13 protein-coding genes and 3 pseudogenes are annotated in these 20,238 nt (G+C 56.3%); 13 read left to right on the plus strand and 3 right to left on the minus strand.

The window, feature by feature from the left end:
- Positions 1-61 precede the first annotated feature (61 nt).
- Positions 62-351 (minus strand): annotated as a pseudogene (gene tnpB / locus ABIA40_RS01780) (IS66 family insertion sequence element accessory protein TnpB).
- On the opposite strand from tnpB, the gene ABIA40_RS01785 reads away from it, so the two are divergent.
- From ABIA40_RS01785 to ABIA40_RS01810, 6 genes and pseudogenes are all read left to right on the plus strand, one after another.
- Positions 298-594, plus strand: coding sequence for a hypothetical protein (locus ABIA40_RS01785; protein WP_404546458.1), 297 nt, complete (start codon positions 298-300; stop codon positions 592-594). The pseudogene tnpB and the gene ABIA40_RS01785 sit on opposite strands and share 54 nt — an antisense overlap.
- Before the next feature lie 286 nt (positions 595-880).
- Positions 881-1,658, plus strand: a pseudogene (locus ABIA40_RS01790) (IS110 family transposase).
- Between the two features lie 311 nt (positions 1,659-1,969).
- Positions 1,970-2,200: pseudogene (locus tag ABIA40_RS01795) on the plus strand (acyl-CoA thioesterase II); the annotation flags it as partial.
- Between the two features lie 937 nt (positions 2,201-3,137).
- Positions 3,138-4,322: a pimeloyl-CoA dehydrogenase large subunit gene (gene pimC, locus ABIA40_RS01800; protein ID WP_404538564.1), complete on the plus strand. Its 1,185-nt coding sequence runs from the start codon at positions 3,138-3,140 to the stop codon at positions 4,320-4,322.
- Positions 4,323-4,392: 70 nt separating this feature from the next.
- A complete protein-coding gene (gene pimD, locus ABIA40_RS01805) occupies positions 4,393-5,535 on the plus strand; it encodes a pimeloyl-CoA dehydrogenase small subunit (protein ID WP_404538566.1) in 1,143 nt (380 codons plus the stop codon).
- Between the two features lie 315 nt (positions 5,536-5,850).
- Positions 5,851-6,675 (plus strand): enoyl-CoA hydratase-related protein, encoded by an 825-nt coding sequence (locus ABIA40_RS01810; protein WP_404538569.1) that lies wholly within the window; start codon positions 5,851-5,853, stop codon positions 6,673-6,675.
- A 633-nt stretch (positions 6,676-7,308) separates the two neighbouring features.
- Here the strand turns inward: ABIA40_RS01810 and ABIA40_RS01815 are convergent.
- The gene (locus tag ABIA40_RS01815; protein WP_404538571.1) at positions 7,309-8,652 is read right to left on the minus strand and encodes an LLM class flavin-dependent oxidoreductase; all 1,344 of its coding nucleotides are present in this window, start codon (positions 8,650-8,652) and stop codon (positions 7,309-7,311) included.
- 955 nt (positions 8,653-9,607) lie between these two features.
- Here ABIA40_RS01815 and ABIA40_RS01820 point away from each other — a divergent pair.
- Positions 9,608-10,720 carry an aminopeptidase P family N-terminal domain-containing protein gene (locus ABIA40_RS01820; RefSeq protein WP_404538574.1) on the plus strand — a complete coding sequence of 371 codons (1,113 nt, stop codon included), beginning with the start codon at positions 9,608-9,610 and terminating at the stop codon, positions 10,718-10,720.
- Between the two features lie 345 nt (positions 10,721-11,065).
- Positions 11,066-13,498 (plus strand): CoA transferase, encoded by a 2,433-nt coding sequence (locus tag ABIA40_RS01825; RefSeq protein ID WP_404538577.1) that lies wholly within the window; start codon positions 11,066-11,068, stop codon positions 13,496-13,498.
- Positions 13,499-13,517: 19 nt separating this feature from the next.
- On the opposite strand, the gene ABIA40_RS01830 is transcribed toward ABIA40_RS01825, so the two are convergent.
- Complete coding sequence (locus ABIA40_RS01830; protein ID WP_404538580.1) at positions 13,518-13,727, minus strand: hypothetical protein; 210 nt, start codon at positions 13,725-13,727, stop codon at positions 13,518-13,520.
- 59 nt (positions 13,728-13,786) lie between these two features.
- Here ABIA40_RS01830 and ABIA40_RS01835 point away from each other — a divergent pair, with 59 nt between their 5' ends.
- The 5 genes from ABIA40_RS01835 to ABIA40_RS01855 all read left to right on the plus strand — a co-directional run bounded on the left by ABIA40_RS01835 (position 13,787) and on the right by ABIA40_RS01855 (position 19,638).
- The gene (locus ABIA40_RS01835; RefSeq protein WP_404538583.1) at positions 13,787-14,878 is read left to right on the plus strand and encodes a diaminobutyrate--2-oxoglutarate transaminase; all 1,092 of its coding nucleotides are present in this window, start codon (positions 13,787-13,789) and stop codon (positions 14,876-14,878) included.
- On the plus strand, positions 14,862-15,083 hold the full coding sequence (locus ABIA40_RS01840; protein ID WP_404538586.1) for a hypothetical protein: 222 nt from the start codon (positions 14,862-14,864) through the stop codon (positions 15,081-15,083). Before ABIA40_RS01835 ends, ABIA40_RS01840 begins: the two co-directional genes overlap by 17 nt.
- 39 nt (positions 15,084-15,122) lie before the next feature.
- Positions 15,123-16,013: a crotonase/enoyl-CoA hydratase family protein gene (locus tag ABIA40_RS01845; protein ID WP_404538589.1), complete on the plus strand. Its 891-nt coding sequence runs from the start codon at positions 15,123-15,125 to the stop codon at positions 16,011-16,013.
- A gap of 631 nt (positions 16,014-16,644) precedes the next feature.
- The gene (locus tag ABIA40_RS01850) at positions 16,645-17,337 is read left to right on the plus strand and encodes a hypothetical protein (protein WP_404538592.1); all 693 of its coding nucleotides are present in this window, start codon (positions 16,645-16,647) and stop codon (positions 17,335-17,337) included.
- A 921-nt stretch (positions 17,338-18,258) separates the two neighbouring features.
- Complete coding sequence (locus ABIA40_RS01855; protein WP_404538595.1) at positions 18,259-19,638, plus strand: LLM class flavin-dependent oxidoreductase; 1,380 nt, start codon at positions 18,259-18,261, stop codon at positions 19,636-19,638.
- Positions 19,639-20,238 lie beyond the last annotated feature (600 nt).

Consider the following 20,238-nt stretch of genomic DNA (forward strand, 5'->3'; position numbering starts at 1 on the left):
AATCACAAGGCGCGGTCTCTGTCCGGACCGCTGATCGTGCCACCGATTCAAATCCCAGCGATCAGCCGGCCGTCTGCGGTCGCCAGGTCAGTTGCGGCATCCGCCAGTCGATGCCCTCCAGTAGGTAGCCAAGCTGGGCTGGGGTGATTGTCACCACGCCGTCAGCCGACGACGGCCAGAGAAAGCGGCCGCGCTCCAGCCGTTTGGCATAGAGTGACATGCCCAGCCCATCCAAAGGATCTTGATGAGCTTGCCGCTTTTGCCACCGAACACATAGAGGTCGCCACCGTGTGGGTCTTGCGTGAACGCTTCCTGCACCAGCAAAGCCAGCGAGTTCATGCCGCGACGCATATCGGTGTGGCCGGTCGCAATCCACACCCGCACGCCCGACGCAATGGGGATCACCGCGCCCGTCCATCTGCCAGAGCCGCCACCGCGGCCTTCAGCGTCGCCGCATCGATCGTGCCCGTGATCCGCATCCGAGCCCCGGCCGCAAACTCGATCTCGATCGATCCGCTGCTGCTGGACGGCGCGACTGGACAAGGCATCGGCCCTGATTCCGCGACCACTACCGCCGGTACGAAGCCAGGTTGATCGGCGGCATCCTTTGGCTCAGACCGAAACGACCGTCGCCATCGCAGCAGCAATGAGCGCGAAACGCCATACCGCCGCGCTGTTGCGCGACCTGGCGCGGCGCCTGTAAACTCTCCAGAACAATCTTGAGCTTCTCATCCTCGGACCAGCATCGCCGCCGCCCCGTGTCCACCACCTCAAGCCGTTCGACTTGGGCACTGCGCCTATCACTGATGGGGTGGACGCCCCCTCGCACCATCCTTGTGGCAAGGTGGCATCGTTCATCATCTTTGAGACGGAGGTTTCTATGTTAGCAGTTAGCACAATTGGGCTGGATCTGGCGAAAAACGTGTTTCAAGTCCACTGCTCGGATGTCTCAGGAACAGTGACTCTCCGCAAGAAGCTCCGGCGGGACCAGGTGCTTAAGTTTTTCGCTACGCAGCCGGCCTGTACCGTTGCCTTGGAAGCGTGCGCTAGTAGCCATCACTGGGCGCGGGAGATCGCAAAATTCGGACGTCGGATCCGCCTCATTGCACCGCCCTACGTCGAGCCGTTTGTTAAACGACAAAAGAACGACATGGCGGACGCGGAAGCCATCTGTGAAGCCGCACAGCGGCCGACCATGCGTTTCGTGGCCATGAAAACAGAAGAGCAACCAAGAACTTGCCTATCGTGTTAAAGAGGATGCTGAAGCAAAGCGGTTGATGACCGTTCCCGGCATAGGACCGATTACCGCGACGGCGCTTGTTGCACTAGCTCCGGCAGCCCAGGCCTTTAAGAAAGGCCGTGATTTTGCTGGGTGGCTCGGTTTAACGCCGCTGCAGCGCTCGACCGGAGGAAAGCAGAAGCTTGGCGAAACTTCTCGCATGGGTGGGCGAACATTGCGCAGACTACTGATCATCGGCGCGAGTGCTGCCGTGCGATGGGCAAGGCGCAACGGCTCTTCTAATCCTTGGCTCATGGACATGTTAAGTCGTAAGCCGCCCATGCTGGTGATTGTCGCCCTGGCTAACAAGATGGCGCGGATAGTCTGGGCATTGATAGCGAGGGGCGGAATATATGGAGCTCCAGCCGCGGTGGGCTAGTTCTCCCGCTGCCTACGATGTGAGAAGGTCGAACGGAGAGTATGGCGCAACGGTCAGAGACGGGATCGGGAAAACCAGATTATGAACACGCGCCTCGAGCGCGCATCACTGAATTGGACCCGCTCCGCGAATCCCATACAGGCCGGCGGCATGTAACGGCTAGGCCGGACACATGTCAGCACCCGATCGCGCGCTCCAGACTCATTCGAAAAGATTCTTCTTGCATTAACGGGGGCGTCCACACATGTCCATAAGGACAGTACTCAACAACACGCCTCACTCGGCAAGGCGGCCTCCACCGGATGGATACGCTCGATGCGGTGTTGGCGCGTTATGGCAGCACCCTGTTCGACGAACGAATGATGTCCGGAAGCCTCGATCACGTGATGTGGTTTCACCAACCGTTCCGCGCCGATTACTGGCGGCTCTTTGCCAGGCAGCCGCCGATCGGGCAAAGTGGACCGGTCTTGAGGCGAGGGCTGATCTTCAGGGTCGATGGCACGCTGGTGGCTTCCGTGGCCCAGCGTCGCCCAAGAAGGAGCAGTGCGCGCCCGAAGCTGGCACAAACGCATCTGGTCATGCCGGCTGCGGTGTATTTTGAGATCCCCAGTCCAAAATCACTCGAGCGAGCATCGTTCGAGCTCGGCTTGCGCGCGACCTGCTCCGAGATGGCAAGGTCGATCTCTGTTCATGTGTCTTACGAATTCGAACCACTTTAAGTCGTGTACCTGGGTCTACTTCTGGGCGCCGCCGCCATGGATGAAAACCCACTCGTAGAGGAGCACAACAAAAGAATGGATTTGCGCGATGAACGACGCAATAGGCCAGGCTAAGCAATCGAAGGGTGGCGCATGTTGAGAACTCGATCCCTTTTTGAGAACTCGATCCCTTTGCCTTACAATTGAGATTTCATGTTTTCTCCAGGTTCACGAGGGAGTGACAGTTGCGGCATCGAGCTCGACAGACCATTCAATGAGTTTGCGGCATTCGCAACAATCGCTACTGCCAGAATTTGTTCGCTTTCTAACAGGTGCGGGGCGACTGCCGGATGCAAGCGCCCGACGCTGCTCAACAAAATCGGCATATTTCGAATGGCACGAGTGTTGCTCTTGAGATAGTGGAAGAGCGGACTCCCGCAGATAGTGGCAGAGCCAACTCTCGCCGGTTGTCAATCCGGCATCTGTTCCCCTTCCGAGAAAGACGCAAAAGCGCCGGAGTACCTGCGCATACCCTAATTCTGTTGATGGAGACCAGCAGTGTTTGAAAGTGAAGCCAAGGCTAGCTCGAGTTTTGAGCTCCCAACAAAGACGCTGAGAACAGCCGAACGTGATTAGATCAAGGCTCTTCCGACGGACTCCTCAATTGATCCAGTTTTAGTTTCTCTGATGCACACGAATGTATGGGTCTAACGATCTTGCGTCGTAGGCGCCTTGGATGACAGACTCGATATTGCCCTACATCGCTCATAGGACGAATTTGATGGAACTTGCATTCACAAAAGAAGAACAGGCCTTCCGCGAAGAGGTTCGCCAGTTCCTTCATGATAATGTGCCGGCGGAGATGCGACGTAAGATGGCCGAAGGCCGTGACATCCCTAAGCAGGAGATGGTCGCCTGGTGGCGCATCCTCAACAAAAAGGGTTGGGGCGTCAGCCACTGGCCGAAAGAATATGGTGGGACGGAATGGACCCCGGTGCAGCAGTATCTCTTCAAAGAGGAACTGCAGATGTATCCGGCACCGGTGCCGCTCGCCTTTGGCGTTTCCATGGTTGGCCCGGTTATCTACACATTCGGTAACGAGGCACAGAAAAGATACTATTTGCCGCGCATCGCCAATGTCGACGACTGGTGGTGTCAAGGGTTTTCGGAACCCAGCTCCGGCTCGGACCTCGCTTCGCTCAAGACCAAAGCTGAGCGCAAAGGCGATAAGTGGATCATAACTGGTCAGAAGACCTGGACCACGTTCGCGCAGTACGCGGAAATGATCTTCTGCCTTTGCCGCACCGATCCGAGTGCCAAGAAGCAAATGGGGATTTCGTTCATCGTGTTCAGCCTGAAGTCGAAGGGGGTCACCGTGCGCCCGATACAAACGATCGACGGTGGTCACGAGGTCAACGAGGTCTTCTTCGACGAAGTCGAGGTGCCTTATGAGAACCTCATCGGCGAAGAGAACAAGGGTTGGGACTACGCAAAGTTCCTGCTCGGGAATGAGCGCACGGGTATTGCCCGCGTGGGCGTCTCCAAGGAACGGCTGCGCCGCATCCGGGATCTCGCGGGCAAGGTCGAATCCGGCGGCAAGCCGATCATCCAGGATGCGGCGTTCCGCGAGAAGTTAGCTGCCTGCGAGATTGAGCTGAAGGCGCTCGAGCTTACCCAGCTCCGTGTCGTGGCCTCCGAGGGCAAGCACGAGAAGGGAACGCAAAATCCGGCATCCTCGGTTCTGAAGCTCAAGGGGTCGGAGATCCAGCAGACTACCAGCGAATTGCTCATGGAAGTCATCGGTCCGTTCGCCGCGCCCTTTGACGAGCATCCGAACAGCCCCACCGCTATGGATTGGACCACGCAAATCGCGCCTAGCTACTTCAACAACCGGAAAGTCTCGATCTACGGCGGCTCGAACGAGATCCAGCGCAGTATCATCGCCAAGCGGGTTCTGGGACTTTAGCTCATCTCCCTCTCCGCAACTGTTGAGGTCAATAGGTCCAACGCGTTCTCTCGTCGGAGGGCAGTAAGAAATGGAGTTCGATCTATCGGAAGAGCAGCGGCTCCTAAAGGAGAGCTGCGATCGAATGTTGACCAATATCTACACTTTTGAGGAGCGCAAGAAATGCGGAAGGGAGGAGGGCGGCTGGAGCAGAAAGATTTGGAGTCGCCTTGCCGAACAGGGTCTTCTTGGCCTGCCATTTTCCCAAATTGATGGTGGCTTCGGCGCCAGTGCAGTGGAGATTGGCATCGTGATGGAAGGCTTGGGACGGGCGTTGGTGCTCGAGCCCTATCTGCCGACAGTTGTGATCGGCGGCGGGTTCCTCCGCCATGGCGCCTCACCCGCGCAGAAGGCCGCGCATATTCCGTCCATTGTTGCCGGTCGGGAGAGCTTTGCCTTCGCTCAACTCGAAAAGAACTCGCGATATGACCTACATGACATTACCGTGTCGGCGAGCAAGAAGTGCGACGGATGGGTGATCGACGGTGAAAAACTCGTTGTGATCAACGGCGAGAACGCCGACTCGTTGATTGTGACGGCGCGCACAAAAGGAGCCCAACGTGATAAAAGCGGTATCGGCGTTTTTCTGGTGCCGGCCGACTCCAAAGGCATCTCCAAGAAGACCTACCCGACCCAGGACGGCCTGCATGCCGCGAACATCACCTTCACCGGAGTGGAGGTGAGTAGCGATGCCGTGATGGGCGATCCCGAAAACGCCTTGCCGTTGATCGAGCGCGTGGTTGATCAGGCCTGCGCTGCGCTCTGCGCGGAAGCGGTCGGCCTGATGGATGAATCGCTGAAGGAAACGGTGAAATATCTGAAGACTCGGAAGCAGTTTGGCGTGCAGATCGGGTCCTTCCAGAGCCTACAGCACCGCGCCGCAGATATGTTCGTGGCGCTTGAGCTGGCGCGCTCGGTTGCGATGTTCGCCAGCATGGCGGCCGATTTCGAGGATCCAGCTGAACGGACGAAAGCGGTCTCGGCGGCAAAGGTACAGATCGGCAGGAGTAGCAAATTCATCGGGCAGGAATCGATCCAGCTGCACGGCGGAATCGGCATGACCATGGAGGCCAAGATCGGTCATTATTTCAAGCGACTGACCATGGCCGAGAGAATCTTTGGAGATGCCGACTATCATCTCCGCCGCATCTCTGAAGGGGGCGCCCTGGTTTGAACTGTGTTGTGCGGAGCATCCTGCAGAGGTCGAGATTTAATCTGCCTGCGCCGGCGGCGTAGCGGGACGCAGCCTAGAGCTGGGCGGAGCCGTGGCGGCTGAAATGAAGCGGGAGTGGACAGCAAAGGGCGTGCGAGTTGTGAAAGGGACCGCATCAGTTAGGATCTGCCAGAGCGATTGCCGAACATCCGGCGTCAATAGGGCCAGATACGGAGCGCTTGTGCGTACCGGAAATGGCAGCACACTCGCGTTCAGTGCTTACCCGAGCTCGCGTTCCAGCCGCCGATCATGCCTGCAGCACATGGAACAAGAAGTATGTCTAAGAAAGTGAGCATGGATTCAGGAACCAGTGAGTTGATGGTGGAAACGCGCGACCGTGTTGCCATTATTACGTTCAATAGGCCTGAGGCTCGCAACGCGCTTTCGGATGGCCTAACGTCTGGGTTGCGCCGCGCGATCAAATACTTCGCTGATGATCCGCAAACTGGTTCGATCCTCATCACGGGTGCGGCCACCGCCTTTTGTGCAGGGAGTGATGTGAAAGCCATGCACCAGAGTCGACCAAAGACCAAGGCGACCTTCGAACAGCAGCTCGAGGGTCTACGAGTCGCTCAGCGGATGCTGACCGGCGCACTTGTCCAAGTACGAAAACCAACCGTCGCCGCCATAGCCGGCGCAGCAGCGGGCGCGGGACTTGCCCTCGCACTTGCTTGCGACATCCGGATTGCCGCGCGGTCGGCCATTTTGACGACTGCATATGCGCGTATTGGCTTGTCCGGCGACTACGGAATCGCCTGGCTTCTAACGCGAGTGGCGGGACTTGCCCGCGCGCGCGAACTGATGTTCCTGTCTGAACGCATTGATGCACAACGAGCCGAAAGTCTCGGGCTGGTAAATCGAGTGGTGCCGGACGCTTCTTTGCGTGAGGCCGCCTTCGGGCTAGCGGCGTCCCTTGCGGAAGGTCCTCCGATCGCGCTGAGCCTCATGAAGGACAATTTGGATCACGCCGTGACCTCCACATTTTTCGAGTCGCTCGATCTTGAGGCATCGAATGTGCTCAAGAGCGAACGAACTCTCGATTACAGAGAGGGCGTGCGCGCGTTCGCGGAGAAACGAAAACCGGTTTTTGAAGGACATTGACATTTTTTATCTCACCTCGCGGGCCCGCTAAAGATGCCGTTCTGGCGAGAATCTATCAAAGATCAGAATGCCTGGGATCGCGCTATGGCAAATCGTTGCCATAGTAACCTCTCGCGTTTGGCAGCAGCCTGTGTAGGAGCAGGCTGAGAAAGGCCCGTCTAAAGGGGGCGGCTTTGGTTACGCAGAGCGGCCAACTCTCGGCAAACGCATGCTCTGCTTCCTTTATCCATGCTGAAGATGTGCGGACACAGCACGCCTGTCCCTAACTTGCTGCGTAGCGTGCTACAACTGCATCAGACGCCTGAAGGGGCCCTGAGATTCGTCGAAATCAATTGCAAGCTCGGCCGCATGAGCAGTCGCCTTGCAGGACGCGGCACCATCGTAGCCGGAGAGTGTAATCCAACCCCGATTTATCGAAAGGTACTCGTTCTTGCATTTTAACATGCCATCGTCATCTACGGCCCTGGCGGGGGCTGATTTGATAGAGGCCGTGACGCTCTGGTCCCCATCCTCGCTATAAATAGAGCCATGATTCTACATTAGTAGGTGCTTTCGAGTCGGAAAGTCAGAAGCTACTCGACGGTGGCAGATCTCGGCCCGGTGAGCCGACTACGCAATGTTTCGCGCAATTGCTTAACTCGCTCGAGCAAACCGATTGAGTGGTCGTTTGAGACCGAGGTTCTCTCGTAAGCTTTGACCCGAATATCCGGACCTGAACTTTCCCCGTCGTCGTAGTACGGGGACGACGAGTTCAACAAAATCCATCAGTTCGCCAGGAGTGGTCGCTGGTATTACGTTGAATCCATCGGCCGCTCGTTGATCGAACATTTCCCCCATTACGTCGGCAATCTCGTCCGGCGTTCCGATGGCCATCAGGTGGCCACGGCTGTCAGATACCACTCGGATCAATTCTCTCCAGGTGAGTTTCCGGCGCGCGGCCAAGTCGAGGAGCACCTTTTGGCGGCTCTGGATGAAATTCGTCTGCGGTAGGGAATCTGGAACGAACGAATCAAGGTCTACTGAATGCAGATCGATGACTGACCCAAGCCAACGATCCGCCGTCCCAATTTGCACGTCGAGATGTGTGTAGGATTGTAGCCGTTTCAGCTTATCGGATGCTTCTTGATTTGTATTCCCGACGACCGGAATGATGCCCGGCATCACCACTACCTGATCGTCCTCGCGTCCGAGTGCGCGCACTTTGTCTTTGAGAGTCGCATAGTATTGTCTACCGTGCTCAAGAGAAGGCTCTGCCGTGAATATGACTTCACCCAGTTCTGCGCCGAACCTAATTCCAGCATCGGACGCACCAGCCTGCACCAGGACTGGATAACCCTGCGGCGGTCTTGCGATGTTCAGCGGCCCCCTGACTGAGAAGTACTTTCCTCGATGATTGAGTAAATGAAGCTTTGTGGTATCAGCGTAAATCCCGTTTCGCTTATCGCGAATGAATGCGTCATCGTCCCACGAGTCCCAAAGACCTTTGACAACTTTGACGAATTCCCTTGCTCGAGCATAGCGCACGTCGTGGTCCGGAAGTTCGTGGTCGCCAAAGTTCGAAGCCTCGAACTTGATTCCAGAAGTGACGATGTTCCAGGCTGCACGTCCGTGGGATAAGTGGTCAAGTGAGGCGAGCATGCGTGCAAGATGATAAGGTTGGTGGTACGTCGTCGTTGCGGTCGCGACGAGGCCGATATGTTGTGTTCTCGATGAAAGGGTGGACAGCAACGTGATTGGCTCAAAGGCGTCGTTTCGACTTACGCTAGTTAGGCTTGCATGATCCAGCTCTGCCACGCTTAGGTGATCGGCAAGGAATACGAAGTGAAATGCAGCGCTTTGGGCGAGTGTTGCCAACTGCGCATAGTGGTTAACGTCAACTCCGCCGTTTGCGGGAACACTAGGATCGCGCCATGCGCCGTCGTGATATCCTGCTCCAGAAAGGAACAAACCGAGCTTCATTTCTTCTGTACGGGCCATGCCTATCTCCGTTTGAGTTGAGCGACCGTGACGCATCGTTCAGCGGCTTTGGGTGTTTTGGGCTGGAGACCAATTGACATTGCAAGGCCAGACCGAACGTGCAGCGTTCGCGCCTCAAAGTGTTATCGGGCCTGTGCCTGCCGAGCTGAGTTAGTCTGCTTGACCATGACCAGCGGCGCTAAACCTTGACCTTCTGAAGTAGCCAATCTCGGAAAGAGCCGGCGAGAACAGCCGCCAATCGTCAATTGAATGCTGACAGTTTCTGTTATCTATATCAATTACTAGCGTTGGTAGTTGCGAGGCGCAGACAGCCTCCGCTTGTCTTGAGAGGTGCACTTGTCTTGAGATGTTCGAGTTTGTGGGGAGAGACCACGTGGGTTGCGGATATGACCGCTGCCTGTGCTTTTAGTGGTGGTTCTTCCCGGTCCAGACGCTTTGAGACAGTTCTCCACACGCGCTGTGTCGGCCGCGAAAATAGCGCTTCGATGCGCCTTTCGGCGTTCTGAGGCCCGCCCATAGTGCCGACCTGAAGATAAACTAAAGATGGGAGCGGCCCAGCCTAAAGATGCTAGCCAGATCATCCGTGGTGCCGTCGTGCTGGCACAATTTCTACGATGACTTGCAGGTACTAACCGCGGCGCGCGCTTGTCTCGCAGGGCAAAGGCGTGCTGGTGATTTTCTTAGGATAGTGCGGGCTGCTGACAATTGCGTCCCCACGCCGCATGGCGTCGGAAAGCTAGCACTCCAAGCCGTGATGAGCGAAGCCCCTGGATGCGCCACATACGAATTTGCGAACATCAAACACTCCACATTTGGTAGGTTTGTTTTTCTACTCTCTCGGGCTACCAAGTGGGCAAGCTCGCAAGCCCATCGCGCAACTGCCGCTAATCCTCAGATGCGATAATGCTACTCAAACATGCCGATTGGGCTTGGGCGATTAACGGGAGAATCACGCGTGCCCGCTTTTCATCAGCAGGAATATCGGGATCGTACGGTTGGGCTCCGTCAGCAAATGGCCGAGGGCGGGATGGACGCACTCCCACTTATGAACGCGTCCAACCTGAACTATCTCACCGGCTATGAAGGACCCTCAGATTACTTGCCGCAGTTTATTCTCGTTTGCCCGAGCGAGGAAGATGCGTGCCCCGTTCTACGGGAGATGGATGCCGCATGCGCACCAGCTTCATCGTATCCGCCGAACTCACACATGCCCAGCTATCCCGAGAAATACATCGGTTCAAAATACATCGGTTCCAATAAGCGGGCCCAATGGCAGCCGATCGACGATCTGATCCGCGAGCGGACTAAGGTAAGCCGTATCGGGGTCGAACTGACAGCAAATATCTATGTGGTGAACGCACATACGGCTCCGAGCACGAGCCTGGACCTCCCGAAGAGCATTGATGCCGGTGGCAGGATCTCTAACCTGAAGCTGCGGAAGTCTCCCGGCGAGCTGGGCTACATGGAACAGGCAGAAAAGATCGTTGATCGCGCCATGCAACTGGGCCAGCTCCAGATCTCTCTCGACGCACGAGAATGCGACATCGCCGCGGCAGTAACACACGCACTGTGCGCTGGTAAACCAGAAGCGCCGGGAGGAGCTTCTCGCATCTTGCCGACGATGTCGATCCGTCGACCCGTGACCGCGCCTCATAGCAAGTGGTCGGACGGGTGCTATGCGATGGATTGCCAGACCAATTGCGAGCTCGGCGCTTTCCGGCATCGATATTGCTGCGCGTTCCCGGAAACTATTCTTGGGTGTGCTGTCCGCTCGGCCGCGGTACATGCACCATGCCTCCTGGCGACGTGTGAAACTGTCCGCCCTCGAGCGACGTGCGGCGATGTCGCCGAGCATTCCGGCGCGCCTTCAAACGCCGTGGTGTGCGCAAAGAATCGCGCGCATCGGCTATTCCTTGGGCATCGATTGGAGCGACGGTGGGGCGACTGCAGGAACGGCCATACCCGATATCGAGCGACTATGACATTCCACTTAATATCTGGGAAAAGGACGATGGCTATGTCTTCACCGAGACCGCCCGGATCGACACGAGCAGCGCAACGTCGCTGAGCAGCATGTCGTGCGATCTGCGCGTTAACTACTGAGCTTCTAGGTCTATTGTGATGCGGCTCGCACCGCAATTCGTCATTCGAGCAACACTGGCTGCCGGGTGCAGTGTCAAACGGTGCACAAAAGTCGGTACAGTCGGATTGAACTGGTCTTGTGTAGAGCGATCGAAGGGCGAAGTCTCGCCATAGCGCCGATGGACGACTGGCGGCACTGTGAACGCATATGCATAGAGCGCTGGTAGTCCCTTGTGAACCAGCCGGATAGCAGTGTGATGGCTAACAATATGAGCTGATATCGCTGTAGCTGCATCGGGAGGAGAACGTGGTTGGGAGAATGGAGGTCTCGATGGGAGTGTTATCTCATCTGCGCGTCGTCGAGGTTGGTAGCTCGGCGGCGATGAGCTACTGCGCAAGGTTGTTTGCAGATTTTGGTGCCAATGTGCAGAAGATTGAGCCGCTACAAGGAGATCCACTTCGCCGCAGCGCGCCCCTCACCCCTAAGGGGCAGAGCGCGTGGTTCGCATTCCTGAATTTCAATAAGTCAAGCACGACTATCGATGCCACTACCCCCGACGCGATCACGCGGCTAACGGCGATGATCGAGGGCTGTGACATTCTGGTCGATGGTCGCGATATTGACCCGGCGGGTTGCCCGGCCATCGATATCGCCACGATACGCCTGCGGCGACCCGGGTTGATTCACATCGAAGCAAGCTGGTTTGGTCGTGAGGGGCCCTATTCAGGGTTCGCGGCCACCGATTCGACAATTCGGGCACTCGCCGGCCTCGTCAAGCTGGTCGGACCAGTCGAGGGCCCTCCGTTGCACGCACCGGATTTCCAGACGGGTATCCTCGCCGGCCTATGGGGCTTCATTGCCGCGTCTTCTTCCGCAATTGCGCCAAGGCAAAATGAGGCTGGTCGGTCGTGGTCGCTCAGTATCTTCGAAGCAAGTCTCGTGATTAGTGAATACCTACTTTTCGATGCAATCGGGCGTGGCGAGAAGATGCACCGAATCGGCATCAACCGCTTCCAGCCAACGTTTCCAACGGGCATCTATGAGACAAAGAAGGGTTGGCTCGGTGTTACAACCGTCACGCCGGCACAATGGCACTCGTTCTGCGATATGCTCGGCCTGGCCGAGTTGCGCGATGATGCGACTTTGGTCGTCAGCGCCGGTCGACTGAAAAAAATGGAGCAACTTGAACGACAATTTATACCGAGGCTAAAGGAGCGGACGGCGCGAGAGTGGTTTGGGGAGGGGCTGAAACGCAAGATTCCGATAGTCCCCGTGCCAGAAATTTCCGATCTGCTCCAGGACCATGAGAAGAGGGCGCGCGGCGCGATCGTACCCGTGCACTTTGGCGAAGAAGAGGGGCTGACGGTTGGGTCGGTGCAGCGGCTGATATCGACATCGCCGCGGCGGCAGGGAAGAGTTCCGGCTCCCGGTGAGCAGCAGCAGGCTGATGTCAATACCCGAACCCACCCGACCGGCGCGACATCGCCTGGCCTCGTCGATGCCGGCGAGCCGCCCTTGAAGGGAGTTCGGGTCATCGATTTCTCGATGGGCTGGGCAGGGCCGCTGTGTACACGCACACTAGCTGATCTCGGCGCGGACGTCATCAAGATCGAGGCCATCCAGTATCCGGATTGGTGGCGTGGCGTTGACCGACGGGCCATTTACGTGGACGCCCAAATGTACGAGAAGGCGCTGGAGTTTTGCGTCATGAACCGCAACAAGCGCGGCATCACCCTCGATGTGAAGCGACCGCAAGGCCTCGGTCTTGCCAAACGGCTTCTGACGCAGGCCGATATCGTCGTCGACAATTATTCGGTCGATGTATTGCCAAAGCTCGGCCTTGGCTATGACGTGCTGAAAACGCTTAATCAGCGGCTAGTTATGATGTCCATGTCAGCCTTTGGGGCGAACAGCCTGCATCGCGATTGCCGAGCTTACGGCTCGACTCTCGAACAGGGATCGGGGTTGCCTAGTGTCGTTGGAAGAGGCGAGGGGCCACCCGTGATGAGCCACGTCGCGTTCGGGGATGCCGTCGGCGGATTGAATGGCTGCGCTGCAGTTCTGGTTGCGCTGATTCATGCCCGCAATACCGGCCAAGGACAGTTTATTGATCTTTCGCAAATCGAATGTATGATGCCCTTTGTGTCGCCGTGGATTACCGTTCAATCCATGAACGACGAACACCCGACCAGATACGGCAATCGACATCCGCAGTTCGTGCCGCACGGCTGCTTCCGCTGTGCGGGTGAGGACAACTGGATCATGATAGCCGCGACTGACGAGCTTATGTGGCAGAGGCTTGCAATCCTTATTGGGCAGCCGGATTGGGCAACGGACGCGTCGCTGAAATCCGCTGAGGAACGCCGTCGTATTGAGGATGTGATCGAGCGAGGTATCGAGGCCTGGACGCTGACCCGCGATCCGGAAGAGGCCATGTGCGACTTGCAGGATGCAGGGGTTGCGGCCGGCGTGGCCCGGTTGCCGATTGACTTGCTCAAGGATCGACATCTCGGGTCACGCGCGTTTTTGCAGGAGGTCGACCGCGCTTTCATTGGTAAACATTCGCAGCCTTCTATGCCCATTCGCGAAGGTGCGCGGCCCTATGCGGTCCGCATGGCGGCGCCAACGCTCGGACAACACAACAGAGAGATCCTGTCAGAGCTTCTTGGTCTCTCTGACGTTGAAATCGCCGAGTTGGTGAGGGAGGGCGTTATCGGCACGAAGATGCTCTCGGACGCGGAGCTTGCAAGACCGCCGCTCTAACAAAGCGGGGTGCTATGGCTCAGGTTTCAATTGGCTTGCCGGAATTAGCCAACCAATGTGCCTTCGCGCGCGGGCCAGGACATTGGACAGCAAGCTGTCGTTTGAGAAGCAGATGATGCCCGTATTGGGTGCCACCAATGTGGATAGGTTCGCAGTTCGCGGTTTCTAAGTAAGCAGGCGGAGCAGCAACATGAAGCTTGGGCAACGAGGGCGCGTTCAGGTTCGCCATGGCCACAGCTCACGCAACAAGAAGCTTGTTCGTTCATTTGAATTGAGGAGGAGGCGAGTATGCAAGAGATAAACGCGGCTCCAAACATGCAGGCCTTAGACATTCTAGAATCAAACGTACGCTCGTACTCTCGTTCTTTTCCGGCTATATTCACTCGAGCGCGCGGCTCGACTATGCTGACGAATGATGGTCGAAAGCTTATTGACTTTCTATCCGGTGCTGGAACGCTGAACTACGGCCACAACGATCAAGAAATCAAAGCTGCCATTACTGAGTATCTCGCCTCGGATGCCGTGGTTCACGGTCTTGACATGGCCACTCCCGCAAAGCTCGACTTTATGCAGACCTTTAAGTCGGTCATTCTCCGAAAGCGCGATCTGCGATACAAGTTTCAATTCACGGGGCCAACAGGTGCTAATGCTGTTGAGGCAGCGTTAAAGCTCGCACGCAAAATTACACGGCGTCAAAATATAGTCTGCTTTGTGCATGGATATCATGGCATGAGTTTAGGCGCGATTGCAGCTAGCGGTAATCGCTTTTATCGCGCAGCTAGCGGCATTCCTTTAAGTGGCGCAACTTTCATGCCGTATGATGGCTATCTCGGGCCAGGATTTGATACGGCTGACTATCTTAGAAAGGTCCTGACAGATGAAGGCAGTGGCATCGATGCCCCAGCTGCAATCCTCGTCGAGACTGTGCAGGGGGAAGGTGGTATAAACGTCGCTAGCAAAGCATGGTTGCAATCAGTTCAGACCATAGCCAAAGATGTCGGTGCTCTCCTCGTCGTTGACGATATCCAGATGGGCTGTGGTCGGACGGGCGAGTTCTTTAGCTTTGAGTTCGCTGCTCTGTCGCCAGATATCGTTGTATCGTCAAAATCGCTAAGCGGTTATGGTTTGCCATTATCGATGCTGCTGATCAAAGAGGGACTCGACGCTTGGCAACCTGGTGAACATACAGGCACGTTTCGAGGGAACAATCTTGCACTCGTATCAGGTACCGCAGCTATAAATATTTATTGGCGGTGCGAGACCTTGTCGCGGCGCGTTAAACACACGGGCGATCGAATGCGAGGCCGACTTGAAGCCATAGCGTCCAGGCATGGAAAAGGTTTTGCCGTGCGTGGGGCGTGGAATGGCATTAGGGTTTGATTGCCAAATTGCCGAAATCGCCGAAATCGCTGCACGCAAAGCGTTTGAAAAGGGACTGATTATCGAGCGGTGTGGACCTGTCGATCAGGTCATAAAGTTTCTGCCTGCACTCACTGTCGACGATGAGACGCTAAACCTCGGCTTTGAGATATTCGAGGAGTCTTTGGCCGAAGCTCTGCAACACACGGAGACTCCAGTTGCCTGACTCCTGCTGTTCGTTTGAGCAACCAGTGAAGGAAATACCATGGCCTACGAAACTATCAAATATGAGCTCGTCAAGCAGATCCTCACAATTACCCTCAATCGGCCGGATAAGCTCAATGCTTCGACTTCTACCATGGAGCGTGAATTGATCGACGCGTTCGACTGCGCAGATAAGGACGACCACGTTCGCGCGGTTATTGTAACTGGCGAAGGTCGTGCTTTCTGCGCGGGCGCCGATCTTTCCACGGGTGCGCAATCATTTGACATGGACGCGCGACGCGGGTTGGTGAAACGGCTGCCTGATGGCAAGGTAGATTACAGTCATTCGAGCGTCCGCGACAGCGGCGGCCAGCTCACGTTGCGTATTTTCAGATGCTTGAAGCCCGTGATCGCCGCAGTAAACGGGCCGGCGGTCGGCCTCGGCGTTACCATGCAACTCCCTATGGACATCCGGATCGCGAGCGAGGCTGCACGGTTCGGTTTTGTGTTTTCCCAGCGCGGAATTGTGCCTGAGGCAGCCGCAAGCTGGTTCCTGCCACGCATTGTCGGTATCGCGCAGGCGCTGGAGTGGTGCTACAGCGGGCGTGTATTCCCAGCACAGGAGGCGCTTGCTGGCGGATTAGTTAGCAAGGTAGTTTCACCGGATCAACTGTTGCCCGCGGCGCGTGTGCTCGCTCACGAGATTATCGAGAAGACCCCGCCCGTAGCGATCGCATTGATACGTCAGATGATGTGGCGCATGCTCGGCGCCGATGATCCCATGGAAGCCCACAAGGTCGACAGTCGAGCCAGCTATTCGCGTGGCCGTTCCCAGGACGCCCAGGAAGGCATAATGGCGTTCCTGGAGAAGCGGCCTGCAGTGTTCAAGGACAGGGTATCGGCCGATATGCCTGACCATTTTCCTTGGTGGACCGAGCGAGAGTACAACTAATTGTTCGCTTGCTCTGGCCAGTCTAAGGGCTGATCGGATCGGGCGCCGCAAGGTTATTCTGCCAGTTAGTGAGAATTCGCCGGATTTGGAGCCGGCCGGAACGAATCCATCCGGCCGATGGAGATGACTTGATGATCCTCGATCCGGAATGTTCCGGAATATTCTTTCCTTCGGCCTGGCACGCCATCCGTCATCCAGTTCGCCACTCGAGTCGCGAGACACGTTTTCGGGCAGCAGCACAGGGTTGGCAGTGACGTATACGCTGAACCAGACGTGTGCCCCCCTCAAAGTCAAAATTGGGTTCCTTCACGCGCAAAGCCGGTCCTTATCGGTCCGCAAATAATGACGCAATTGCGATAACCCGTTGAGGCGAGGTGCCCGCCCAGCTCACGTCACTCACCGCCCATCCGGAGAATGCATGTAGGTCGGGGGTCCAACGGCCTTCCTTTGGAAACATCTGCTGCGATTGTCATCTGACAGCATCGCTCTCGGTCAGCGAGCCACGTTTCCAATGCAGCGTCTGGGCACCACCGCAAAATACAACGCCTCCTCAGAGCAGGTAGTATCTCGACCAAAGCTAATGCTTTACATCAACGTCGCGCCCCTCGTGACGACAGGACAACGGCCGTAAATGAAGAGCGTAGTAAATCCGCTGAATGTTTCACGTTTCCTTCGACTATATGACGACGCCGCTGCCCAGAAAGGCATCGAGGTCTCGATAGGGTTCGATTTCCACGAGTATGTCTCGATCACCAATAGGGTGCCAACGAAGAAGCCGACGTACCCGATTTTTCGACCAGACCGTTCGCCGATTAAACCAGGAGAGGGATACTGGATGGTTGGCGTTGATAGTAGTGACGAGGTCGCTTTTGTAGAGGCGGCTCGACTGTATGATCTTTCCCATAGCAACTTTGCAGAACATCTTGAGTCGCTCAAGGTGTTTTATGCCGATCCAGGCAAACATGCGCATCCTCAGGACCGGTGTATTTGCACGGCACCAAGTGCGCGAAAGATTACCGGGAAGGTAGTCTACCACGGCGATGTTTGGGTGCGCAGAGATCTTAGAGGGCAGGGCGTGCCCAAGATCATGACAGGAATAGTGCGCGGCGTGTCTTTTGCCATGTGGGCTCCCGACTTCGTGTGCGGGCTCGCACCGCGCTGGTCACACGATAAGAGCGTCTACCTTGCGGCCCATTTCGAACCAGGCGGATCTATGTTGCAGCTGGTGGACGAGGATATTGTGGACGACGATTGGCTCATGTGGGTAACGGGCGAGGAGCTGAGGCAGAGTGTAGATCAACACCACAGAAGTCAGTCGCCGTAGCCCCTTGAAAGTCGCACGCATAATGCGTGCTACTACTCGGGGCATCTCCTCGGGATTGATGGCACCGTACACTCGTGCGCGCACCCGCAGTATAAGCGGCAGCGTTGAAGGCGCGAAGTGACCATGTGGTCCTGCGTTCGATTTTCATTTGCCGGGGCGATCGCCGCGACGCATGCTCTATAAACGTCGCGGAACAAGCGATATGTCCTTCGGATGCGTAAGACAAACGTGGATCGCCCTAATATTGGCACTCAGTCTTCTCCGAGGTGAGCACGAGATGCGCTCCAAACGACTCGTGCTGACACCGAATACTTCTAGATGCATCTTTTAGTGATGCTTGGCGGCACCCGATAGATGCATGCAAGTAATAGGAAGTGGCGGCAAGCGATTGCCCAGGCTCTATAGCTGGCGTTCTGCCGCCCTAAGTGATCTTCGAAGGCCCCCTCTGATCTTGTAGCTGCAAAAGCAATCCAACATGGTTTAATGATTTCAAACATGTCAGAGACGGAGCGTCAGGTTCGGCCGCGTCGGAAAACCTCTCCGATGCATGATTGTGTATGCTGGCAGATCGAACGGAGAATACAATGCAACACGGGAATCATTGGCGGTCGGCGGATCGGACAATTTCGGTGCACTGTCCACGCGACCAACAGCCCCACTTCAATACCGCCCACGCGCGTGCGGTAGCCGGATCACTTGGCCGTCGAGCGAGTCAGTAGGTCGGGTGCTACCCCCTGCGTTAGAGAATGGTGCGTTGGCCCAATTGAGGCAACATCGTCAGAAACGGTTCTGGGGGAAGCGTAGTCGTCGCGATCTCTGGCCGGTATGAATTTGCCGAGTGCTGAGGCCGTGCTTTGACCTCAATATGGTTACGATCCGAAGGGTACGCGCCGAATTGGCAATTCTAAGGGAGATACGGCATTGCGGCTTAACGAACAAATGAAGCTCGGACTGTTTCTCGCACAGGCGGGATTTCACGAAGGTGCATGGCGCGATCCGAGCGTGCCTGCGAATGGCGGAGTCAACATCGACCACTATGCTCGCGTGGTAGGACTAGCCGAAGATGCGGCATTTCACTTCGCATTTATCGCCGATAGCCCATGCGTATTGGAAGGAGATCACGAACACATAGCTCGTGTGGGTCGAAATGATGGCTTCGAACCTATCACGCTGTTGTCCGCGCTATCATCGAAAACACAAAATATCGGCCTGGTTGCAACTGCGACAACCACGTACAATCAGCCCTATCATCTTGCACGTAGGTTTGCATCTCTGGACCACCTATCGCGAGGACGTGCAGCCTGGAACATCGTCACTTCGGGAGTGAAGTTCGAAGCTGCGAATTTTGGCGATGACGAGCTGCCCGATCATGACGAGCGCTATGCCAGAGCGGGAGAATTCGTAGAAGTTGTCAGGGGTCTTTGGGACTCATGGGAAGACGACGCTTTTGTTCGCGACAAGGAAAGTGGCATTTTCGCTAACCCCAAAAAGCTTCATTTGCTAAACCACCAAGGGAAGTACCTATCAGTGAGAGGCCCGCTGAATATAGCGAGGCCGCCTCAAGGGTATCCTGTGTTGGTTCAGGCTGGCGCATCCGATGCCGGAACAGACTTCGCGGCAAAGTTCGCCGAGGTCGTTTTTACGTCCTCCCCTTATTTGGAGCTCGGTAAACGATACTACTCAAGTCTAAAAGAGAAAGCGCGCGCACTCGGGCGAGAAGACGATCAGGTGCTAGTCATGCCGGGCATTGTTCCGATCGTCGGGAAAACGAAACAAGAAGCATCTGAGAAGCTGCAGAAGCTGCAATCGTATACCCATATCGACGTGCAAATTGGATTGGCAAATCGTTTGCTGGGGTTTGTCACCGACCTGCGTTCGGTGGATCTCGATTCGTTGGTCCCGGAATCGTTACCGCAAACAAATTTCACTCAAACTACCCAGAAAATGCTTCTCGAATTAGCCGTTCGTGAGAAATTCACCTGGAGAGAGCTAATTCGGCGGATATCAGACAGCAAAAGCGCACTCATGGTTGTTGGAACGCCGGACGAAATTGCCAAGGTAATGGTGCGTATGTTTGATGAGCGCGCAGCGGATGGATTCAACGTAATGCCTGCGACCCTTCCGGCTGGACTCAAGGATTTTGTTGAGCTCGTTGTTCCTGAATTGCGCCGACTAGGGAAGTTCCGCTCCGGCTATTCCGGGCAAACTCTACGAGACAACCTCGGACTCAAGCGACCGCTCAACCAGTACGCTCTGGACAGTGCAAGAAGTCGATGCGAGTCTTACGGCGCTAGGCAGTAAGCTCAAGCTCTCTGTAGTTATCGTCCTTACGCGGTCCGGCGCAAGCTGCCAGTGAGTGCGCCAACGGCTTTCCTGAGCTGCCATTCCGAACCTGAGTCCCATCGGCTGCTGGGTGACGAACGCACCAAGTGTTCCGCCAATGACGTGCACGTTGCCGGGCGCGTTTCCACTCCGCGGCAACGTTGCGAGTGCTCTTGTGAGCGGTCACCGCTCGCCGTCTCGCCGCACCATGATTATCTGTGCGGTGAAGCTTTCAATTACCCTCAAAGTCGCGTCCGACCATGGACCCAGCGCGATGTCGGTGAGGCGTGACAACCCACGCACATGACGGTATTGCGGGCAGCGGATCGCTGGCGCGGGCGAGACAACCACCGAGGGGGCGACCTTGATTCGATAGTGCGAGAGTGGCTTTCTCTCACTTTTTTCTTGTCGTTGACCAAGCGGTCGAGCACGCAGATTCCAGTCGCAGTCAAGGGTTGGCGACGCGTCTTGGGCGGAACGGCTGAGCATCGCCATCCGGAAGACCCGCCAGCTCACCATGCAATACAGCGAGATTAGATGATAGACGCTGGCCGGTCCTGAGCTTCGACTCCTCAGCTT

The organism is Bradyrhizobium sp. USDA 223, assembly GCF_044909005.1.
Taxonomy (GTDB): Bacteria; Pseudomonadota; Alphaproteobacteria; order Rhizobiales; family Xanthobacteraceae; genus Bradyrhizobium; species Bradyrhizobium yuanmingense.

What these genes read in the sequence shown, in the direction of transcription:
- pimC (WP_404538564.1), top strand. Translation starts at nt 3,138, where the DNA reads ATGGAACTTGCATTCACAAAAGAAGAACAGGCCTTCCGCGAAGAGGTT.
- pimD (WP_404538566.1), top strand. Translation starts at nt 4,393, where the DNA reads ATGGAGTTCGATCTATCGGAAGAGCAGCGGCTCCTAAAGGAGAGCTGC.
- ABIA40_RS01810 (WP_404538569.1), top strand. Translation starts at nt 5,851, where the DNA reads ATGTCTAAGAAAGTGAGCATGGATTCAGGAACCAGTGAGTTGATGGTG.
- ABIA40_RS01815 (WP_404538571.1), bottom strand. Translation starts at nt 8,652, where the DNA reads ATGGCCCGTACAGAAGAAATGAAGCTCGGTTTGTTCCTTTCTGGAGCA.
- ABIA40_RS01825 (WP_404538577.1), top strand. Translation starts at nt 11,066, where the DNA reads ATGGGAGTGTTATCTCATCTGCGCGTCGTCGAGGTTGGTAGCTCGGCG.
- ABIA40_RS01830 (WP_404538580.1), bottom strand. Translation starts at nt 13,727, where the DNA reads ATGGCGAACCTGAACGCGCCCTCGTTGCCCAAGCTTCATGTTGCTGCT.
- ABIA40_RS01835 (WP_404538583.1), top strand. Translation starts at nt 13,787, where the DNA reads ATGCAAGAGATAAACGCGGCTCCAAACATGCAGGCCTTAGACATTCTA.
- ABIA40_RS01840 (WP_404538586.1), top strand. Translation starts at nt 14,862, where the DNA reads ATGGCATTAGGGTTTGATTGCCAAATTGCCGAAATCGCCGAAATCGCT.
- ABIA40_RS01845 (WP_404538589.1), top strand. Translation starts at nt 15,123, where the DNA reads ATGGCCTACGAAACTATCAAATATGAGCTCGTCAAGCAGATCCTCACA.
- ABIA40_RS01850 (WP_404538592.1), top strand. Translation starts at nt 16,645, where the DNA reads ATGAAGAGCGTAGTAAATCCGCTGAATGTTTCACGTTTCCTTCGACTA.